Origin of the sequence: Pedobacter frigidisoli, assembly GCF_032678525.1 — a bacterium.
GTDB lineage: Bacteria > Bacteroidota > Bacteroidia > Sphingobacteriales > Sphingobacteriaceae > Pedobacter > Pedobacter frigidisoli_A.
The window spans coordinates 108,002-127,853 of the sequence record NZ_JAVTSE010000009.1; the positions used below are offsets into that span (position 1 = coordinate 108,002).

Annotated in this window: 18 protein-coding genes; 12 read left to right on the top strand and 6 right to left on the bottom strand. The window is 40.8% G+C overall.

Features of this window, described 5'->3' with window-relative positions:
• Positions 1 to 194: 194 nt before the first annotated feature.
• Together R2Q80_RS20055 and R2Q80_RS20060 are read right to left on the bottom strand one after the other, a co-directional pair.
• A complete protein-coding gene (locus R2Q80_RS20055; RefSeq protein WP_316801315.1) occupies positions 195 to 2,861 on the bottom strand; it encodes a valine--tRNA ligase in 2,667 nt (888 codons plus the stop codon).
• Between the two features lie 138 nt (positions 2,862 to 2,999).
• Positions 3,000 to 4,979: a heavy metal translocating P-type ATPase gene (locus tag R2Q80_RS20060; RefSeq protein WP_410478771.1), complete on the bottom strand. Its 1,980-nt coding sequence runs from the start codon at positions 4,977 to 4,979 to the stop codon at positions 3,000 to 3,002.
• Between the two features lie 303 nt (positions 4,980 to 5,282).
• Between R2Q80_RS20060 and R2Q80_RS20065 the strand changes: the two genes are divergently transcribed.
• Both R2Q80_RS20065 and R2Q80_RS20070 read left to right on the top strand, forming a co-directional pair.
• A complete protein-coding gene (locus R2Q80_RS20065) occupies positions 5,283 to 7,319 on the top strand; it encodes a M13 family metallopeptidase (protein ID WP_316801316.1) in 2,037 nt (678 codons plus the stop codon).
• A gap of 161 nt (positions 7,320 to 7,480) precedes the next feature.
• Positions 7,481 to 8,257: a DUF2625 domain-containing protein gene (locus tag R2Q80_RS20070; RefSeq protein WP_316801317.1), complete on the top strand. Its 777-nt coding sequence runs from the start codon at positions 7,481 to 7,483 to the stop codon at positions 8,255 to 8,257.
• A 45-nt stretch (positions 8,258 to 8,302) separates the two neighbouring features.
• Here R2Q80_RS20070 and R2Q80_RS20075 read toward each other — a convergent pair whose 3' ends face one another.
• Entirely contained in the window at positions 8,303 to 8,650 is a 348-nt protein-coding gene (locus R2Q80_RS20075) for an MmcQ/YjbR family DNA-binding protein (RefSeq protein ID WP_316801318.1), read from the bottom strand.
• Between the two features lie 114 nt (positions 8,651 to 8,764).
• On the opposite strand from R2Q80_RS20075, the gene mnmD reads away from it, so the two are divergent.
• The 6 genes from mnmD (at position 8,765) to R2Q80_RS20105 (ending at position 13,377) form a co-directional block, all read left to right on the top strand.
• On the top strand, positions 8,765 to 9,463 hold the full coding sequence (gene mnmD / locus R2Q80_RS20080; protein ID WP_316801319.1) for a tRNA (5-methylaminomethyl-2-thiouridine)(34)-methyltransferase MnmD: 699 nt from the start codon (positions 8,765 to 8,767) through the stop codon (positions 9,461 to 9,463).
• Positions 9,464 to 9,549: 86 nt separating this feature from the next.
• On the top strand, positions 9,550 to 10,497 hold the full coding sequence (locus tag R2Q80_RS20085; RefSeq protein ID WP_316801320.1) for an aldo/keto reductase: 948 nt from the start codon (positions 9,550 to 9,552) through the stop codon (positions 10,495 to 10,497).
• 80 nt (positions 10,498 to 10,577) lie between these two features.
• A complete protein-coding gene (locus tag R2Q80_RS20090; protein ID WP_316801321.1) occupies positions 10,578 to 11,687 on the top strand; it encodes an AI-2E family transporter in 1,110 nt (369 codons plus the stop codon).
• Between the two features lie 19 nt (positions 11,688 to 11,706).
• Positions 11,707 to 12,156, top strand: coding sequence for a hypothetical protein (locus R2Q80_RS20095; RefSeq protein WP_316801322.1), 450 nt, complete (start codon positions 11,707 to 11,709; stop codon positions 12,154 to 12,156).
• A gap of 10 nt (positions 12,157 to 12,166) precedes the next feature.
• Positions 12,167 to 12,973 (top strand): nucleoside triphosphate pyrophosphohydrolase, encoded by an 807-nt coding sequence (gene mazG, locus R2Q80_RS20100; RefSeq protein ID WP_316801323.1) that lies wholly within the window; start codon positions 12,167 to 12,169, stop codon positions 12,971 to 12,973.
• Positions 12,974 to 12,975: 2 nt separating this feature from the next.
• On the top strand, positions 12,976 to 13,377 hold the full coding sequence (locus R2Q80_RS20105) for a hypothetical protein (protein ID WP_316801324.1): 402 nt from the start codon (positions 12,976 to 12,978) through the stop codon (positions 13,375 to 13,377).
• A 14-nt stretch (positions 13,378 to 13,391) separates the two neighbouring features.
• Here the strand turns inward: R2Q80_RS20105 and R2Q80_RS20110 are convergent, their stop codons facing one another.
• Positions 13,392 to 13,763, bottom strand: coding sequence for a YchJ family protein (locus R2Q80_RS20110; RefSeq protein ID WP_316801325.1), 372 nt, complete (start codon positions 13,761 to 13,763; stop codon positions 13,392 to 13,394).
• A 167-nt stretch (positions 13,764 to 13,930) separates the two neighbouring features.
• Between R2Q80_RS20110 and R2Q80_RS20115 the strand changes: the two genes are divergently transcribed.
• The gene (locus R2Q80_RS20115; protein WP_316801326.1) at positions 13,931 to 14,731 is read left to right on the top strand and encodes a tRNA pseudouridine synthase A; all 801 of its coding nucleotides are present in this window, start codon (positions 13,931 to 13,933) and stop codon (positions 14,729 to 14,731) included.
• Positions 14,732 to 14,770: 39 nt separating this feature from the next.
• Here the strand turns inward: R2Q80_RS20115 and R2Q80_RS20120 are convergent, their stop codons facing one another.
• Positions 14,771 to 15,991, bottom strand: a complete 1,221-nt coding sequence (locus R2Q80_RS20120) for an ABC transporter permease (RefSeq protein WP_316801327.1) — start codon at positions 15,989 to 15,991, stop codon at positions 14,771 to 14,773.
• A 287-nt stretch (positions 15,992 to 16,278) separates the two neighbouring features.
• On the opposite strand from R2Q80_RS20120, the gene R2Q80_RS20125 reads away from it, so the two are divergent.
• Together R2Q80_RS20125 and R2Q80_RS20130 are read left to right on the top strand one after the other, a co-directional pair.
• Positions 16,279 to 17,418 (top strand): exo-beta-N-acetylmuramidase NamZ domain-containing protein, encoded by a 1,140-nt coding sequence (locus tag R2Q80_RS20125; RefSeq protein WP_410478773.1) that lies wholly within the window; start codon positions 16,279 to 16,281, stop codon positions 17,416 to 17,418.
• A 95-nt stretch (positions 17,419 to 17,513) separates the two neighbouring features.
• On the top strand, positions 17,514 to 17,723 hold the full coding sequence (locus R2Q80_RS20130) for a hypothetical protein (protein WP_047799487.1): 210 nt from the start codon (positions 17,514 to 17,516) through the stop codon (positions 17,721 to 17,723).
• A gap of 43 nt (positions 17,724 to 17,766) precedes the next feature.
• Here R2Q80_RS20130 and R2Q80_RS20135 read toward each other — a convergent pair whose 3' ends face one another.
• Positions 17,767 to 18,816 (bottom strand): DNA topoisomerase IB, encoded by a 1,050-nt coding sequence (locus R2Q80_RS20135; RefSeq protein ID WP_316801329.1) that lies wholly within the window; start codon positions 18,814 to 18,816, stop codon positions 17,767 to 17,769.
• Positions 18,817 to 18,906: 90 nt separating this feature from the next.
• Between R2Q80_RS20135 and fmt the strand changes: the two genes are divergently transcribed.
• Positions 18,907 to 19,815: a methionyl-tRNA formyltransferase gene (fmt, locus tag R2Q80_RS20140; protein ID WP_316801330.1), complete on the top strand. Its 909-nt coding sequence runs from the start codon at positions 18,907 to 18,909 to the stop codon at positions 19,813 to 19,815.
• The last annotated feature ends 37 nt before the right edge of the window (positions 19,816 to 19,852 follow it).

Consider the following 19,852-nt stretch of genomic DNA (forward strand, 5'->3'; position numbering starts at 1 on the left):
CAGAAACAGCATTTATTGAAAGCCGTATGATTTCATCAGGAACAAGGAAAACGTTTGAAATAAATATTTGATCCTTTTTAATGTGCCTTCAGTAAATCGCTAAACAGCAAAAAGTCCTTTCGAATTACGTTCAAAAGGACTTCCTTATCTAAAAAACTTAAGATCTTTCAGACTGATATTTTCAACAATGGTTCCTATCCCAAAGCAGCTAACCCCTCCTCAATGATCCTGATCTTGGCTTCAGCATCTGCTTTCTTATTTCGTTCATTGGCAATAATTTCAGGTTTTGCATTTTGTACAAACCGTTCATTACCCAACTTGGCATCTACCGATTTAAGGAAGCCCTGCAGGTAAACCAGGTCGGCATTTAAACGGCTACGTTCAGCGTCAACATCAACATTTTCTGTTAGTGGAATAAAGAATTCATCTTTGCCTGCCATGAAAGCTGTAGCACCTGCTATTTTCTCATTTACAATTTCTGCTTCAGAAACATTGGCCAGTTTGAAAACAACATTTAACCATTTCTCATAATCAATATCAGAATTAACTTTTAAGCTTAACGGTAAAGTTTCTTTTGGCGAAATTTGCTTCTGGTTACGAACATTCCTGATCTCTGCAACCACAGTTTTAATGACTTCTGCATCTTTTAACAATTTCTCGTCAATTGCCCCCGCCTTTGGAAAATCAGCAACAATGCAACAATCCAGTTCTTCACGTGTACCGAATAATTCATCATGCCACAATTCTTCTGTTAAGAAAGGCATATTAGGATGCAATAATTTAATGATATTTTCAAAAAAGCCAATTGTGGCCTGATAGCTCTCCGCATCAATAGGTTGTTGGTAAGCAGGCTTAACCATCTCTAAGTACCAGGCGCAGAAATCATCCCAAACCAATTTATAGGTGGTCATTAAGGCTTCCGATAAACGGTATTGCTTAAAGTTATCTTCAATTTCTATCAGAGCAGCACTGAAACGGTTTTCAAACCAGGAAATGGCTTGCTTATTCGGATTTTCCACACGCTCATCAACTTCCCAACCCTTAACCAAACGGAAAGCATTCCAGATCTTCGACGCAAAGTTACGGCCCTGTTCACAATAACTTTCATCAAACATTAAGTCGTTACCTGCAGGTGATGACATCAGCATCCCTACACGAACGGCATCTGCACCATATTTCTCAATCAAGCCAATCGGATCCGGAGAATTGCCCAGCGATTTAGACATCTTACGCCCTAATTTGTCGCGAACAATACCGGTTAAATAAACATTGGTAAATGGCTTCTTGCCCATAAACTCATGTCCTGCCATAATCATCCGTGCCACCCAGAAAAATAAAATCTCTGGTGCTGTTACCAGATCATTGGTCGGGTAGTAATAGTTAATATCCGCATTATCCGGATTTTTAAAACCATTAAAAACAGAAATCGGCCACAACCATGATGAAAACCAGGTATCCATAACATCCTCATCCTGTTTCACAAAAGGCTCTAACTGATGCTTGAAACCAGCTTTTTCAGCCTCCGAACAGCTATCATCCAGGTGCTTTTTCTTCCAGAATTCCTCTAAAGCCTCGTCTTTGGTTTTTGCCACTACCCAGTTTCCCTTGTCATCATACCATGCCGGAATTTGCTGTCCCCACCATAGCTGACGCGAAATATTCCAGTCGCGCACATTCTCCATCCAGTGGCGGTAAGTATTTTCAAATTTATTCGGAATCAGATTGACTTCTCCATTCAAAACATCATCCAGCGCAGGCTGTGCCAGCTCCTTCATTTTCACAAACCATTGCATGGAAAGCTTTGGTTCAATAGCCGCATCGGTACGTTCTGAGAAACCAACCTGCGATTTATAATCTTCAACTTTTTCTAAATGACCTGCCTCATCCAATAACTTAGCAATCTTTTTTCTGGCAACAAACCTGTCTTCGCCAACCAGAATAACAGCCAGCTCATTTAAAGTCCCATCGTCATTCAGGATATCGGTAACCGGCAAATGGTGTTTAACACCCAACTCGTAGTCGTTCAAATCATGTGCAGGGGTAACTTTTAAACAACCTGTACCAAACTCGATATCAACATAGTCATCTTCAATAACCGGAATCTCATGATTTACCAGCGGAACAAACACCTTTTTACCTTTCAGGTGCATAAAACGCTCATCATTCGGATTGATACAAATTGCAGCATCTGCCATAATCGTTTCCGGGCGGGTTGTTGCAATGGTCAGGAATTGATCATCAGTACCGGAAATGAGATATTTAATGTAATATAGCTTTTGGTTTACTTCCTTACGGATAACTTCCTCATCAGAAACGGCCGTTTTACCAGCAGGGTCCCAGTTAACCATACGGATGCCCCGATAAATCCAGCCTTTTTTATACAGGTGAATAAACGAATCAATAACGGCTTCAGAAAGGTCCTCCTCCATTGTAAAACGGGTACGGTCCCAGTCGCAGCTTGCACCTAATTTTTTTAACTGTTCTAAAATAATACCGCCATATTTCTCTTTCCACTCCCAGGCATATTTTAAAAACTCTTCACGAGAAAGATCCTTTTTATTGATGCCCTGTTCCTTCAACATGGCTACAACTTTAGCTTCCGTTGCAATTGAAGCATGATCGGTGCCCGGAACCCAACAGGCATTTTTGCCCTGCATCCGTGCTTTACGAATCAAAACATCCTGAATGGTATTGTTAAGCATGTGGCCCATGTGCAGCACTCCGGTAACGTTTGGCGGTGGAATGACAATGGTGTAAGGCTCGCGATCATCTGGTTCCGAGTGAAAAAACTTTTTTGATAGCCAATAGCTATACCATTTATCTTCTGTTTCTGCAGGATTGTACTTCGTGGAAATGCTCATGAATTATATTAAAAGCCCAAAAATAGCTAATTAAGCTGAAAGACCAAAGCATACCTGTTTTCAGTAATAGCCCTATTTTCAATCCAGATCATCTGATACATCATTCAATAACAGTTCAAATCCTGGCCGAACCTTATCTTAGAACTTCATTTTCTGAATCCTCACCGCATTCAATATAGCCAGTAACGCTACACCAACATCAGCAAAAACAGCCTCCCACATAGTTGCTAAGCCACCTGCTCCTAAAATTAAAACCAATGCTTTAACCGCAAAAGCGAGTACAATATTCTGTATCACCACACTCTTGGTAGCTTTGCCAATCTTAATGGCAGTGGCAATTCTCGAAGGCTGATCGGTTTGGATAACCACATCTGCCGTTTCAATGGCAGCATCACTCCCCATAGCACCCATTGCCATGCCGATATCGCTGATGGCCAGAACCGGCGTATCATTAATACCATCCCCGACAAAGGCCACAACCCGAGTTTTATCTTTTTTAATTTCTTCAAGTCTGGCGACTTTATCCTCCGGCAGTAAATCCCCGAAATAGGAATCGATGCCCAAAACACCGGCAACCTTCTTTACAATTGATGTTTTATCCCCGCTTAACATCACCACTTGTTTTACGCCATTGTCGTGCAATTGCCTGATGGCATCGCCGGCATCTTCTTTAATCTCATCAGCAATTAAAATATATCCGGCATAAGTACCATCTAATGCAACAACCACAATACTCTCTTCAATATCCTTTACTTTAGCATCAAAATCAACATTGAATTTTTCCAGGAGCTTCACATTTCCAGCTAAAATATCCTTCCCACCCACATTTCCTTTCAAACCCATACCTGCAATTTCCTCGATGTTTTCTGCAGCATGAATGTCCGTCTTGCCAACATGTTCAACTATGGCTTTGGCAATAGGATGGTTTGATTTTGCCTCAAGTCCAACCACCAGATCCAGAAACTCTTTCTCATCTATCTTGCTTTCCACTTTCTGAACCTTAAAAACACCTTTGGTAAGTGTTCCCGTCTTATCCATTACTACCACATTCAGCTTCGTAATTAAATCTAAAAAGTTAGATCCCTTGAATAAAATTCCATGGGAGGATGCAGCACCAATGCCACCGAAATAACCCAGGGGTATAGAGATCACCAATGCGCATGGACACGAAATAACCAGAAAAACCAATGAACGATACAGCCAGGCATGAAAATCATACCCACTGCCTAAAACCAATATTGGTATGGTCAGGAGCGCAACAGCCATAAAGAATACAATTGGTGTGTAAACTTTCGCAAACTTGCGGATAAACAATTCAGTTTTAGCCTTACGTGTTGTAGCATTCTGAACCATCTCCAGAATACGGGATAACGCACTGTCGGCAAATACTTTCGTTACCTTAAATTCAGTTACCTGGTCCAGGTTCAACATTCCTGCTAAAACAGGCTCGCCCCTGGTAATGCTTCTGGGCTTGCTTTCTCCAGTTAGTGCGGCCGTATTGAAACTGCCTTTCTCTGATAGCATCTCACCATCTAACGCGATCTTCTCCCCTGCCTTAACCTGTATGGTTTCGCCTATGTCTACCTGCTCCGGATTGACATCTTCATATTTCCCGTTTCGTAAAACGTGCGCTACTTCAGCCCGAACATCAAGCAGTGCAGTGATATTTCGCTTAGCCCTGTTTACCGCTGCCATTTGGAATAGTTCTCCAATCGTATAGAAAAGCATTACGGTTACACCCTCAGGGTATTCCCCGATGCCGAAGGCTCCGATGGTAGCAATAGACATTAAGGAAAATTCTGTAAAAAAATCTTTAGACTTAAAAGTTTCCCAAACTTCCTTCAAAACCGGAATCCCAACCGGAAGGTAAGCCACAATGTACCAATAAGGACGAATTATTTTAAATGCCGAGATATCAAAAAAATTATCGAATGCAATACCGGTTAAAAGCATCACCAAAGTCACCAGAGCAGGCAAATACGTTTTAAACGCTGAAGGGTCGCCCCCATGATCATGGTCGTGTTCATCGCCATCTTCATGAATATGGTTATGGCTCTGATTTCCCCGATGGACTTTACTGCTGCAACAGCTATCTTCTGTGTGGTGCGAATGGCTCATTGTTAGTGATATATTGTAGACTTAATCATGCCTGATCTCAAATTTAGTGCTTTATTTCTAATCGTTCTTAATAACGAAAATTTTTACACTTACACAATAAAGAATGTTAAAAAATGTTAATAGTGTATAAAGATTGATAAACTATGAAATCTGTTAAAATTCATTTTTCTGCATCCGAAATTATCAGACGCTTAGGTCTGGCTAAAATCTATTACTGGTTTAACAAGTAATATTTCTAATATATTGTTTCAGTATTAATTAGTATTTCATAAATTTCGCTGTTATAACTAACTTATTAAGCGAATGAAATACCAAAATTTGAAAAGATATTTTGCAGCACTCGGTATAGTCGCTGCTGGCTTTTCTGCTAATGCACAAACCGTTAAAAAATTCATCGACCCGGCAAACATGGATTTGTCCGTTAGACCAGGAGATGATTTCTACACCTACGCCAGCGGTGCCTGGGTAAAAAACAACCCTGTTCCGGCTAAAGAAACCCGCTGGGGATCCTTTAATGAGCTTCGCGATTTCAATATCAATGCTGTAAAATCGCTTGTGGAAGAAGCAGCCGCAGATAAATCTGCACCCGCAGGCTCAGTAAAACGTCGTGTGGGCGATTTCTATACGGCCGCAATGGACAGTGCAACCATCGAAAAATTAGGCTACACACCAATCAAGGCAGACCTGTCTAAAATTCAGCAAATTAAAAACATTCAGGAAGTACTTGATCAGGTCGCCTATATGCGTACCAATGGCTTAGGCGGTGGAATGTTTGGTATTGGTGTTGGACAAGACCGTAAAAATGTAAATAAATACATGGTAAACATCGGTCAGGGTGGAACTACATTGCCAGACCGTGATTATTATCTTAAAGATGATAACCGTAGCATAAAAATCCGCGAAGCCTACAATACCTATATGACTACGCTTTTTACACTAACCGGAAGCACACCTGAGGTGGCTAAACAAAAAGCAGAAACCGTATTCAAAATTGAAAAGCAATTTGCAGAAGCCCAGATGAGTCGTTTAGAAATGCGCGACCCATATGCAACCTACAATAAACTTACAGTTGCTGAACTGAATAAAAAAACACCAGACATCAACTGGAACACGTATTTACCGAAATTTAAAATTAAAGGACAAGACACAGTACTGGTATCATCGCCTAAATTTATGGTGAGCTTGGATGGTATGCTGAAATCAGTTTCTGTAGCCGACTGGAAAACATATTTAGAGTGGAACCTGATTAAAAGCTCGGCCTCCAGCCTGAGTTCTCCTTTTGTGAAAGCAAGCTTTGCCTTTACACAAGCACAAACAGGTCAAAAAGTACAAACCCCACGCTGGCAGCGTATGTCATCTTTAACTGATGGCACCATTGGCGAACTATTAGGTCAGCTATACGTGGCCAAATATTTCAAACCAGAAGCAAAAGCCCGCATGAATCAGATGATTGTCAACCTGCGTAAAGCTTTTGAAATCAGAATTAATGGTTTAGAGTGGATGAGTGCTGAAACGAAACAAAAAGCCCTTGCAAAGCTTCATGCTTTTACACCAAAAGTAGGTTATCCCGACAAATGGAAAACTTACGATGGTCTGGTGATCAATAAAGGTACTTATTTCCAGAACCTTCGCAATGCAAGCGTTTGGGGATATAACGAATCCATCGGACAGTTAGGTAAACCGGTAGACCGTACCCGTTTCGGCATGACACCTCCAACGGTTAATGCTTATTATTCACCAACCTTAAATGAAATCGTTTTCCCTGCCGGAATTTTACAATTCCCTTTCTTTGATCCAAATGCTGATGATGCCGTAAACTATGGCGGCATAGGCGCCGTAATCGGTCACGAGATGAGCCACGGTTTTGACGACAGCGGTAGTCAGTACGATGCAGCAGGTAACTTGAAAAACTGGTGGACTGCAGAAGACAAAGCTAAGTTTGATGCTAAAACAAAAGCTTTAGGTGAGCAATTCGACGCTTACACCGTTTTGGATACCGTACACGTGATTGGTAAACTCACCATGGGTGAAAACATTGGCGATTTAGGTGGTTTAAATGCCGCTTACACAGCTTTTAAAATGACTAAACAAGGCCAAAGCAACGAGAAAATAGATGGCTTCACACCCGATCAGCGTTTCTTCCTGGCATGGGCACAGGTTTGGAGAGGTAATATCCTGCCGGAAAGTGCTGCTCAGTTAATCAAAACGGATCCACACTCCCCTGGTCCGTTCCGTACAATTGGTGCACCTGTGAACATGGATGCCTGGTACAATGCTTTTGATGTGAAACCTGGCGATAAATTATACAAAAAACCAGAAGACAGAATCAGAATGTGGTAGTTTAAACCCTAAACATTTTCATCCCGAAGAGGAATATCAAACCTAAAGCGCCCTGAATGTTCAGGGCGCTTTTTCATTTTCTGCCAAAAGAAAATTAAGCCAACTCAAATGATGATTTCTTATTTATCATTCTATCTTTGAAAAAAATAAATTGTATCCATATGAAATGCGTATTTAAAGCCATTGTTTTCGCTGGTTTATTTTTCCTTACCCTTAATGCAACTGCTCAGAATAAACTCATCAGTCTTGATAAATTAATCAATAAAACTGATCCGGCCTGGCCGTTGGTACAAAAGTGGGTTGAGGCGGCAAAAAATAAGGTTGAGGTCTTGCCTGTTGATACTGCAAAAGCAAATGAAGTATTGTACAATGCGCAAATGACTACCTATGCCACCCTAGGGTCGGTAATTTACAACACCGGAGGGATAATGGTAGATAATGGCTGGATACGCATCCTGGGATCCGGCAGCGAAAGGTTGAACAGAAATATCGCCGAATGGAACAAAGGCAAAACGATAAAAGAATACGGAGACAATGTACCCTACCTCCTCATTGCTGATGATGCCGTTGGCGGATTTTTCGCAATTAACTACGGTGGTTTAGGCCCAGATATCAAAAATGTTTATTATCTAGAACCCAATACGCTTACCTGGCAGCCCATGGGTGCCGGCTATGGGGAGTTCCTGATTTTCTGCTTTGACAGCGACCTGTCTAAATTTTATAAGGGCCTGCGCTGGAACAACTGGAATCAGTTCATAGGCAATCTCGATGGGACCAAAACGTATAGCTTCCGCCCCTACCTGTGGCAGGAAGGTACGGATATCGATAAATGTACCAGAAAACTTGTAGGTATAGAGGAAATGTATCGCTTCAACGTCATGAAGTCTAAGGAAATAAACGCCGATAAAGGCATCAAGAAGGAGTTACCAGGGCAGTAATCGTCAGGGTTCAGCGCAGTAATCGTCAGGGTTAGTCCGCAGTCACTACGCAGTATGAGCGTACTTTGCCTGTATTTTCTTCGGTAACTTGGCCAGTACCATCGCACGTGAACCTGCAACAAGTGCCTTTAACTCCTTGTCATTTAAAACCTCCACACTGGCAACCTGTATCCACTGGCGTTTAGCCAGGTGATAGGCTTGTTGTATTCCGTCTCTCGCAGTTAGTGCATCGAAGTCATCTGGGTTACATTTGATAGAGAACCGGCTTCCCTCTTCAATGGCGATGATCACGTAAATCTTTTCTTCAATCATAAAGCATAAATGGTCCCACTTCATGCCTTCTGTTGTTCCGGGAAGACTTAAACAATATTCTCTGAATGATTCAATATCCATAAGCAGATTCTGGGGCCTAAGGCAACAGATTTATATGTTCAAAATTTTAGATAAACTCACCACGAAAATAATAATTTTGCCTCAGAAAATCTTTTTATATTAAAAAACCTGTACATGAATATTATCACACCAACTGCCGATGGCTCCAACACGCTCTATAATGAAACCATAGGCGAACATTACCATAGCAAGCACGGTGCGCTACAGGAAAGCAAACATGTTTTTATTGAGGCGGGTCTGAAATTTGCCTCCGCAGGGAAATCAGAAATAGCGGTATTGGAAGTAGGCTTTGGAACTGGTCTAAACTTCATCCTGAGCAATGAATTTGCTGCCAGCCAGCACATTAAATTAGCTTACACCAGCATTGAAGCTTTTCCCTTAAGTTTGGAGTTAATCAATCAAACAGGTTATGATGCCTATGTACCTGTTGGCATATGGAGCGATTTCACCTCTAAATATGAAGAAAGCTTAAATTCAGTGCAAACACTATCACCATTTTGCCAACTCGAAATCCCACATACCACCCTGGCACAATTTACAACAAACAAAACATTTGATGTAATTTATTATGACGCTTTTTCAGTGCAGCACCAGCCCGAGATGTGGAGCGATGAAATTATTGCCCATGCATGCAGTTTCCTGAAACCCCGAGGCACTTTTGTAACCTACGCCATAACAGGCAAATTGAAGCGCGCGGTGAAGGCCTGTGGTTTTAGTATTGAAAAACTTCCCGGAGCACCAGGGAAAAGGGAAATGCTGAGAGCACTGAAGATGCAGGAACAAACGGAAGATTTCCAAATCCTGAATCCATAACCCGCTCCTAAAGCATGACAATTACGCGACCGAATCTTAAAACTACAATATCCTTCATTTGTTAAGCTTATATTAAAATTCATATCATGGAAAAGAGAATATTAGGCAAAACAGATTTAAATATTGCACCCATTGTTTTTGGAGGAAACGTGTTCGGTTGGACCATCGATGAACAAAAATCATTTGAAATATTAGATCATTTCGTTGAAAGTGGTTTCAATTTTATTGATACGGCAGATGTGTATTCGCGTTGGGTACCAGGGAATAAAGGTGGAGAATCAGAAACAATTATCGGCAACTGGCTAAAAAAGAACAATAAACGCCGTGACTTGATCATTGCAACTAAAGTTGGGTCTGATATGGGTAGTGGAAAGTCATTGAAAAAAGACTACATCATTAATCAGGTGGAACACTCTTTATCACGCCTGCAAACCGATTACATCGATTTATACTTCTCTCATTTTGATGATGAAACCACACCAGTTGAAGAAACCCTGAGCGCTTACGAAACCTTAATCAAAGAGGGAAAGGTACGCTGGATAGGTGCATCAAACTTTTCGGCCGAAAGACTTAAAGAATCTTTACTGCACTCGGCTACAAATAACCTCCCCAGATACGAAGTTTACCAGCCAGGCTACAATTTGTTCGACCGTCAGGAATTTGAACAGGATCATGAGAAAATCTGCGTTGAACACGGACTGGGCGTGGTCACTTATTATTCCCTGGCAAGCGGATTCTTAACCGGAAAATACCGCAACGAGGATGATTTAAACAAAAGTCAGCGCGGCGGAGGAGTGAAGAAATTCCTGAATGACAGAGGTTTCAAAATTTTAAGTGCTTTGGATCAGGTTGCTGAAACACATAGCGTAGAACAAGCTTCGGTAGCCCTGTCCTGGTTAATCAACCACCCTTCAGTAACCGCGCCAATAGCCAGTGTTACCGACTTAAGCCAGCTGAAATCTTTTACCGAGGCCGCAAACCTGGATTTGTCACCAGCAGACATTTCACTTTTAAACGAAGCAAGCAGCTATTAAAAAATAATCCCCTATATTTAAGTGCCCGATTAATGAAACAATTACTCGGGCATTTTGTATTAAACAGGATTTAACAAACTATGAAAGAAAAACTATCTTTTCTCCCAAAACTCGCCCTCGTTCTTTTCTGCTTAATAAGTTTAACCTACATCGCCATTTTAGGCCAGTCTTTACTTGCGCCTTTATTATTTTCCTTCCTGATGGCGATTCTGCTGTTGCCTGTAGGTAACTTTTTAGAACAACGTTTTAAGTTTAAGAGAAGCCTCTCCACAATCGTGTCAGTCATCGTGATGATCGTAATGATTGGTGGTATTACATACTTCTTCGGCAATCAGTTAAGTGATTTGTGGGCAGACTGGCCTTTACTTAAAGATAAAGCCAATACGTCCTATCACGATCTTCAGCACTGGATATCTAAAACATTTCATGTAAACTCCGAAAAGCAACTCGCCTACCTTAATGATAGCACAGAAAAAGCTTTGGCAACCAGTGCCGCCATTGTCGCAACCACATTAGCAACCCTTTCCTCCACCCTGCTCTTTTTAGGATTTACACTATTATTTACCTTTTTCATTCTCAACTACCGTAGGGTATTATTCACTTTCCTGACATCGGTTTTTAAAGAAGAACATAAGGAGAAGGTTACTGAAATTGTAAGCCAGATTCAGTACATCATCAAAAAATATATCATCGGTCTGTTCCTGCAGATGCTTATTGTTACTGTGCTGATGATCACTGTTCTGAGTTTGTTAGGGGTTAAATATGCGGTACTTCTTGGCCTAGTAGCCGGAATTTTTAACGTGGTTCCTTATCTGGGTATCTTCTTCGCGCTTCTGGTCAGTTGTCTCATCACATTCGCAACCGCGGGAGCTGGTAAAGTCCTTTTGGTTTTAATCGCCTTTGTTGGCGTGCATGCCGTAGATGGAAATGTCCTGATGCCGCTGGTGGTAGGCTCAAAAGTCAAAATCAATGCCTTGTTTGCATTCATTGGCATTGTAGTGGGCGAAATGATCTGGGGCATCTCCGGAATGTTCCTTTGCATTCCCTACCTGGCTATGCTAAAAATCATTTTTGATCGCGTAGATACATTGAAGCCATGGGGGATTTTAATGGGCGAAGAGCACAAACCTGAAAAAAAGAAACGCGTTTACCGCATTACCAAAAAGATTCGATTAGAAGAGAAAGATTAAAATCTTATAATTTTACCAGATGAAACCCCTGTTCGTGTTATTGATCGTTTACGTGGCCTTGCTTGCTTTTGGCAGCCATACTGCGTTTGACAAAGGAAACATCTTTGCTGGCAATATTGCTATGGCGGTGATGTTGCTCTTTACAGCTATAGGTCACTTCAAATTTAAAACCTCAATGGCAGCGATGATCCCACTCTTTATACCTGCTAAAGTGCAGATTGTAATTCTTACAGGTGTGCTGGAAATCCTTTTTGCCATTGGTTTAGGCTTGGAAAGCACACGATTCTATACGGGTATTGCATTAATTATATTCTTTATAGCCATTTTGCCAGCTAATATTTACGCAGCAAAGCATCAGATCAATTATGAAGATTTATATAAACCGGGCCCGGGAATTAAATATTTATGGTTCAGAATTCCTTTTCAATTTTTCTTAATCGCCTGGGTTTGGTACTTTAGCATCCGATAAATCACATAATATGCCCAATAACCCCATTCCAGCTGTTGCAAACAACCCGGCAGATGCTTTTAATCGTTTGCTCACTGTTTTAGATACGCTACGCACACAATGTCCCTGGGATAAAAAACAGACCATGGAAACATTGCGCCACTTAACGATTGAAGAAACGTACGAACTAAGCGACGCCATTCTGGAGGGTGATATGAACGAAATTAAAAAGGAACTGGGCGATGTGATGATGCACCTGGTGTTTTACTCCAGAATTGCATCTGAAACAAATGATTTTAACATCGTTGATGTATTGAACGGAGTTTGCGATAAGCTGGTAAACAGGCATCCCCACATTTATGGCGATATTGAAGTACAAAATGAAGAGGATGTAAAACGAAACTGGGAACAAATTAAGTTAAAAGAAGGAAATAAATCGGTACTTGCCGGCGTCCCCTCCTCACTGCCCGCCTTGGTTAAAGCATCCCGGATTCAGGAAAAAGCACGTGGTGTGGGTTTCGACTGGGAAGACAAAAACCAGGTATGGGAAAAAGTTGAGGAAGAACTTCAGGAATTCAAAGCCGAATTTAACGTAACAGACAATACCGCAATCGATGTAGAAAAAGCTGAATCAGAATTTGGCGATGTGCTTTTCTCACTCATCAACTATGCACGCTTTATCAATATCAACCCTGAAAATGCTTTAGAAAAAACCAACAAAAAATTCATCAAACGTTTCCAGTACCTGGAAAATAAAGCCAAAGAAAGTGGCAAAGCACTGGCCGAAATGACACTGGCCGAAATGGATATTTATTGGAATGAGGCCAAGAAATTATAACTATGAGCGCAGCAGATAACAATGAACAGGCACCAAAAAACCTGATCAGCATCATTACTTTCAACGTTACGGCTACTCAGACCATTGATGGGGGTATTATTCCCTGGGTTAATATTGGCAAGGCAAATGAAGAAATCCTAAACCTCATTGATGCCGAAGAAATTGTCATTCCGGAACATGAAATTACTGTTGCTGTAGATTATCCCTTAAGCAACCCTACAAACTTTAAGCTCTATTCCTCCATCGGTTTTTCAAGAAAGTTGTTCCTGATAGAACTCAGGGAAAAATTCATAACTTTTGCGAAATCAGAAGAATTCGACATCAATACACTTGATCTGGTGGCATTGGATGTGTATAAGACTGAATCTGGTAGAATAGAGATTATCCTGGATATTGATTTGTAGGAAAAGCTGACCAACTAATAGAATACCCCATCTACATAATACCATTTCCCATCCTCCAGCCTGAAGTTCGATTTTTCATGCAACACCTCGGGACGATAGTGTTTACCCAAATAGTAGGCTTTAAACTCTATGGTATCGAAATCGGCAGTAACAATTTCCAGCTTCAACCATTTAGTATTTTTCGCACTTTTTAAATAAGCCTCTTTCGAATTTCCCTTTCTCTTGCTCAAATGTGTAGTGTCAGCTAAATAATCTGCATCCGCCACCACAAAGGCCGAATATCTCGAGCGCATCAATGCGAGTGCCGTAGGTGCTGTTTTCATTTTTAAATGGTAGGGTTGGCAACAGCTTTCATATTGTAAACCACTTCCGCATGGACAATTCATCGTATTGTAGATTAATTCTCTTTAAAATGATAAGAACTGTTCATTTTCCTACCTGCTTCAAAAGTATCTTAAATCATCTTAACATCATCAATAAATTTGTATTTAAGCACAGGCTTGGCTTTTAACCAGATTACAAAAATATTTTCCGTAAAATTGTGCTCAAAAAAATGAGGTATTTCTTTCACATTGCTTATCAGGGTCAACATTTTAGTGGATGGCAAAAACAACCTAACGTCAAAAGCGTACAGGAAGTCATCGAACAAACACTCTTCAGAATTCTTAAAACACCTACACCAGTTTTTGGTTGTGGCCGAACGGATGCACATGTCCATGCCAGCCAGTTTTTCTTCCATGCCGATATAGCACAGGAACTTGACTTCGATCTGCTTTACATCCTCAATAAAGCGCTTCCCTATAACATCTCAGTTTTTGATATCATTAAAATGGAAGGCAAACCTCATTCCCGTTTTGATGCTGTTCAACGTAGATACGATTATTTCGTACACACGCGAAAAGACCCGTTTTTAAGCAACCAGAGTTCCTTTTATCAGCTGGATAATCTCGATTTCGAAAAGATGAATACAGTGGTCAAACTGCTGCCTCAATATAAAGATTACCGGGCTTTTTGCACCCATCCCGATAAATATGAGCATACTATCTGTAATGTCATGGATGCCCGTTTATACCTTAATGCTAAAAGAGACCGGTTTAGATTTCACATTGCCAGCAACCGCTTTCTCGGCAAAATGATCCGCATTACAATGGGAAAAATACTGATGGTAGGCAAAGGTGAACTCAGTATTGATGAGTTTGAAAGCGAGCTGATTAATCTCAAAGCCACTAAACTATCTTTACCCGCACATCCTACAGGTTTATATCTCTCCAAAGTAACTTACCCCTATTTAAACCTCGAGCCGGGAACGGAAATTATTCCGGTAGTACAAGGCGCAGAGTGGGAATTGCTGTAGCCAGATTAAAAAATTGAGCCAAACCGGCAGATTAGAAAATTACTTAAATCTGATTGCCTTCAATGGAGATACTTTACTGATCAGAAACGAAGGAATAATTAAAACCAGCAAACATACAATCACAGTAATCAGATTCAGTCCTATAATATCGGTTACATGAAATTCAATCGGAGCGTATGCCAGAAAATAAGAGGTTTGGTTTAGTTTAAATATATGGGTCGACTGCTGAAACAAGCCCAATCCTATCCCTAAAATATTTCCGAGCAACAGTCCAATACCAATCAAATAAGCCGCATTAAAGAGAAATATCTTCATAATACTCCAGTTACTGGCTCCAAAAGATTTGAGCATTCCAATCATGTTTGTACGCTCCAAAATCATAATCAGTAAGGCTGTAACCATATTAATAACACCAACAATCAACATCAAAATCAAAATCACCCTCGTATTCACATCCAAAAGCCCCAGCCAGGTAAAGATATTAGGAAAGTTTTCTTCAATCGAATACGACCTCAGGTTCCGCGGAAGCTGCTCGTAAATCCCATCGGCCACAACTTTCAACCGGTTAAAATTTTTAGTCCTAATTTCAATTCCACCAATCTGATCAGGCTTCCAGTCATTCAGTCTTTTAATGATATTTATATTGCCCAAAACGAAGCCTTTATCGATATCCTCTACTCCGATATCATAAATGCCCACTATCTTAAACTTCCGTGGACGCAATTGGTTCTGGACAAAATACATGATAAAATCATCTCCCGTTTTTAGCTTCAGGCGATTTGCAGTATACTGGGAGATCAAAAGCTCCTGCATTGCTGCTACACTGTCCCTGAAGTCGATTATCGTTCCGCTGATGATGTGCTGCTTAATGTAATCCCATTTGTAGGTTTTGTCAATCCCTTTGAAATTAATACCCTCAATCTCGTTATTTGCAGATAAGATCGCCGGTTTGGTAGCAAATGGGTAATAATATTCGATATTTTGATTATGCTGAAGCTGCTTTTTGGTATCAGCATCAAGTACAAATGGCGAATGCTCAAAAGAATTGTTTAAATCGTATCGCGTAATCTGAACATCGCCCAGATACCCGCGCGCCTTATCCTGAATTTCTGTTTTAAATCCTTTGATGATGGCTATCGTCAAAATCATCACTGCCAGGCTCAGCATTACGCCCGCAATCGCAATACGCACAATGAGCTTTGAAAAAGTTCGTTCTGATTTTATGGCAATCCGCCCCGCTATGAAATATTCGAAATTCAATTTATAAAATTTGTTCTAGCAAAAATGCTCAAATCCTTTTTAAAAATGGCATTTTTGATGATAAATAAGCACCCGTAAAATAATCAATAGGCTAATAACAACAAGCAAAAAAATGCTAAATTGTTTAAGCTTTAATCCAAAGATTAAAATCTTCAAATATGAGAACAACCTTCAGCTTTTTGTTTACCAGTTTAATCGCTCTGAGCGCATGTGGACAGCCTAAACCTATTGAACAGGAATTAGGCAGGGGAATAAATGGTAAAACACATAAAACCGCGATCAGAACCATGCCGCTTCCGTCTTCTGTCAAAACCGGGGCCGAGCAAACTGAAAATTACCTGCCCTTATTAAAAGGCAAACGCATTGGTATGGTAGTTAACCCCACCTCCGTGATTGGTGATCAGACTTCGGTTGATAGTCTGCTGAAAAGGGGCGTTAAAATCCAGAAAATATTCGGACCAGAGCATGGCTTCAGAGGCAATGCAAGCGCAGGTGTATCTGTAAAAGATGATGTAGATATCAAAACCGGGATTAAAGCCATATCGCTATATGGAAAACACAGCACACCAACAACTGAAGATTTAGCCGATATTGATTTAATGGTTTTCGATATACAGGATGTAGGCGTTCGTTTTTATACCTATATCAATACTTTACAGCACGTAATGGAAGCCTGCGCCGCAAACAATAAAGAACTCCTGATATTAGATCGACCCAACCCTAATGGCTATCTCATTGATGGACCAATACTCGACCCTAAGTTTAAATCTGGAATCGGTATTCAACCCATCCCCATTGCCCACGGACTAACAGTTGGAGAATATGCGCAAATGCTGAACGGCGAAGGTTGGCTAAAGGATAAAGTGAAGTGCAAAATCACCATCATTAAAAATGCGGGTTACAACCATGATATGGAGTATACCTTACCTGTAAAACCATCGCCAAATCTAAATACTCAGCAGGCAATATTACTCTATCCCTCCACCTGCCTTTTCGAGGGCACTTATTTGAACCATGGCCGTGGAACCATGTTTCCATTTACAGTTGTTGGTGCACCTTACCTCAAAGAAAAATTCGCATTTAACTTTACCCCAAAAAGCATTAAAGGCATGTCTGAAACGCCATTGTTTCAGGATCAGGTGTGTTATGGATTGGATTTAAGACAATATGATGTTAGTGCACTCAGAAAATCTAAACAGGTAAATATTTCCTGGCTCATTGAGCTCTATAATGCATCACCAAGAAAGGAAGACTTTTTTAATACCAAGCTAAGTAAAGAGATGGGAACAATTGAAAGACTGGTTGGTGTGGCAGATTTCAGGCAGCAGGTTATTGAAGGAAAGAGCGAAAAGGAAATCAGGGCCAGCTGGGAACCGGGACTAAGCGCTTACAAAACGATGCGTAAAAAGTATCTGATTTATGATTAGTGAAACAACTTTAAAGCTTATGGTGTTCTGTTAAAGAGTTGGGAACTGACATTCAAATTCACTAATTCATTCATTTACTAATTCAATAAACAAAAATGATGAGCGGACCGAAAGAAAAAAGCGATAAACCTGGAAGCAATTATCAGGAGGAAGTACCAAAAGGCAGGAAACCTGTAGATCACCAGACCGTACGTAAGCCGGGAGACAGTACCCCTAATAAGGCGCCTAAAACAAATAACCCTGCACAACAGCGTGAAACAGAAGAACAGCCCGTTCAACCGATTAAAAAGGCGCCCAAAGAATAAATACTTACCAAAGCAGTCAACATCAATTGACTGCTTTGGTACATTAGCTTGTTTTGCTGTTTGCCTTCAGAAAAGATAACAGCACCTTTTCATCGTGATCCAGATTGATCTTTCCTAAAGTCTTAGCATTGTTCATTTTATTAAGATACTTACCCAACTCGTCATTCTCATACGCGGTTAGCAACAAAGGGTAAACATATGAGCTTTTACAAACGGCCCTGGTGTTCCCTAGCTTTTTTGCGACACAATCTAGCACAGACACAATAGCCTTTTTAGAGTTAAGATTAAAGTCTTTATCATTGCTACATTTGGCAAACTGCCTCAACGCTTCAAGCGTACCGCCCCAGGTTCTGAAATCTTTGGCTGTAAAATCATCACCGGTAATTTCTTTAATATAATTGTTGATCTTTCCGGAGTCAATGCCCCTGTGCTCTTTACCGTTAGTGTAGTACTGAAACAGTTCCTGACCTGGAATGTCCCTGCATTTCTTCACCAGCTTGGCCAGCGACCGGTCATTTAGCTCCAGCTGCTGCTTAACTCCTTTTTTCCCAATAAAATCCATCAGGATTTTGCTGCCATTTATCTTCACATGTTTGTCGCGCAGCGTCGTTAAACCGAAGGAACCGTAAAGCTGCTTGTAACTTTCATTACCCACTCTAATCAGGGTTTTCTGTAAAACGTCTACAGAAATAGCCAGTACCTTACGCTCATCCAATTCTTTTCTACGAAGGTCTTTTGCCAGGTTTTTCCTCGCCACTGGTAGCGCTCTTCCAAATTCCAGCAACTTGAAATATTTATCCTCCGAACGGCGGCTGGTCCATTTAGGATGATATTTATACTGTTTTCTCCCCGCAGCATCGGTACCCGTAACCTGCAGGTAGGCATTCGGCTTGTTTGCAATCCATACATTTTGCCATGCCGGAGGAATTACCAGTGACTTGATTCGGCTCAGGTGTTTTTCATCCGATATCCGAGCTCCGTTTTTATCCTCATAATGAAATTTCCCGGCTTTACCTTTCCGGTAAATACCAGGCATGGCATCAGTTACATATACCAATCCACTCTCTTTTACAACATCTTTGCCTTGTACCATTTTTACCTGTAACTATGGGGTTATTTTAGTTATTTTGTAAAACCTTAACGCCCCTGTTCACGTTAATTTTAGAAACACAACATAATATTTATGAAAATAGTTTTTATGGGTACGCCCGATTTCGCTGTTGCTTCTTTAGATGCCCTGGTACAAGCCAACTTTGATGTAGTAGCTGTAGTTACTGCACCGGATAAACCAGCGGGAAGGGGACAAAAAATGAATGAAAGCGCGGTAAAAAAATATGCTGTAGAAAAGGGAATCCCGGTTTTACAACCTGAAAAACTTAAAAACCCTGAATTTATCGAAGCGTTAAAGGCTTATCACGCTGACCTGCAGGTGGTAGTAGCATTTAGAATGCTGCCTGAATTGGTTTGGAATATGCCCCCGAAAGGAACAATTAACCTGCACGGTTCTTTATTACCTCAATATCGCGGTGCTGCACCGATAAATCACGCCATCATTAACGGAGAAAAAGAAAGCGGCGTAACTACCTTTTTCCTGAAACATGAAATAGATACCGGTGATATCATTCTAAGCGATACTGTTGCAATAGGAGACGACGAAACTGCAGGAGAGCTACACGATAAACTAATGGCCATCGGAGCCAGCCTGATTGTAAAAACTTTAAAAGCCATTGAAGCCGGAGAGGTAAAGGAGCAACCGCAGCAGCAAAGCAACGACCTGAAGCATGCACCCAAAATTTTCAAAGACGATTGTAAAATCGATTGGAACAACGATTCTCCAACCATTCATAACCTGATAAGAGGCCTGAGTCCTTACCCAACCGCTTTTACGATTTTGAACGATAAAACCTTGAAAATTTTCAAGGCTGAAATAGAAGATAAAGAATCGGCAATTGTAGCTGGTGGATTCTTAACAGATGGTAAAACCTATTTGAAATTTGCCACCAAAAATGGCTTCATCAAATTGCTCGATATTCAATATGAAGGAAAAAAGAGAATGCCAATCGCAGATTTTCTAAGAGGAATGAGGCTTTAATAACTCTGCCTGCACGGTAAGTTTATATTTGATTGAA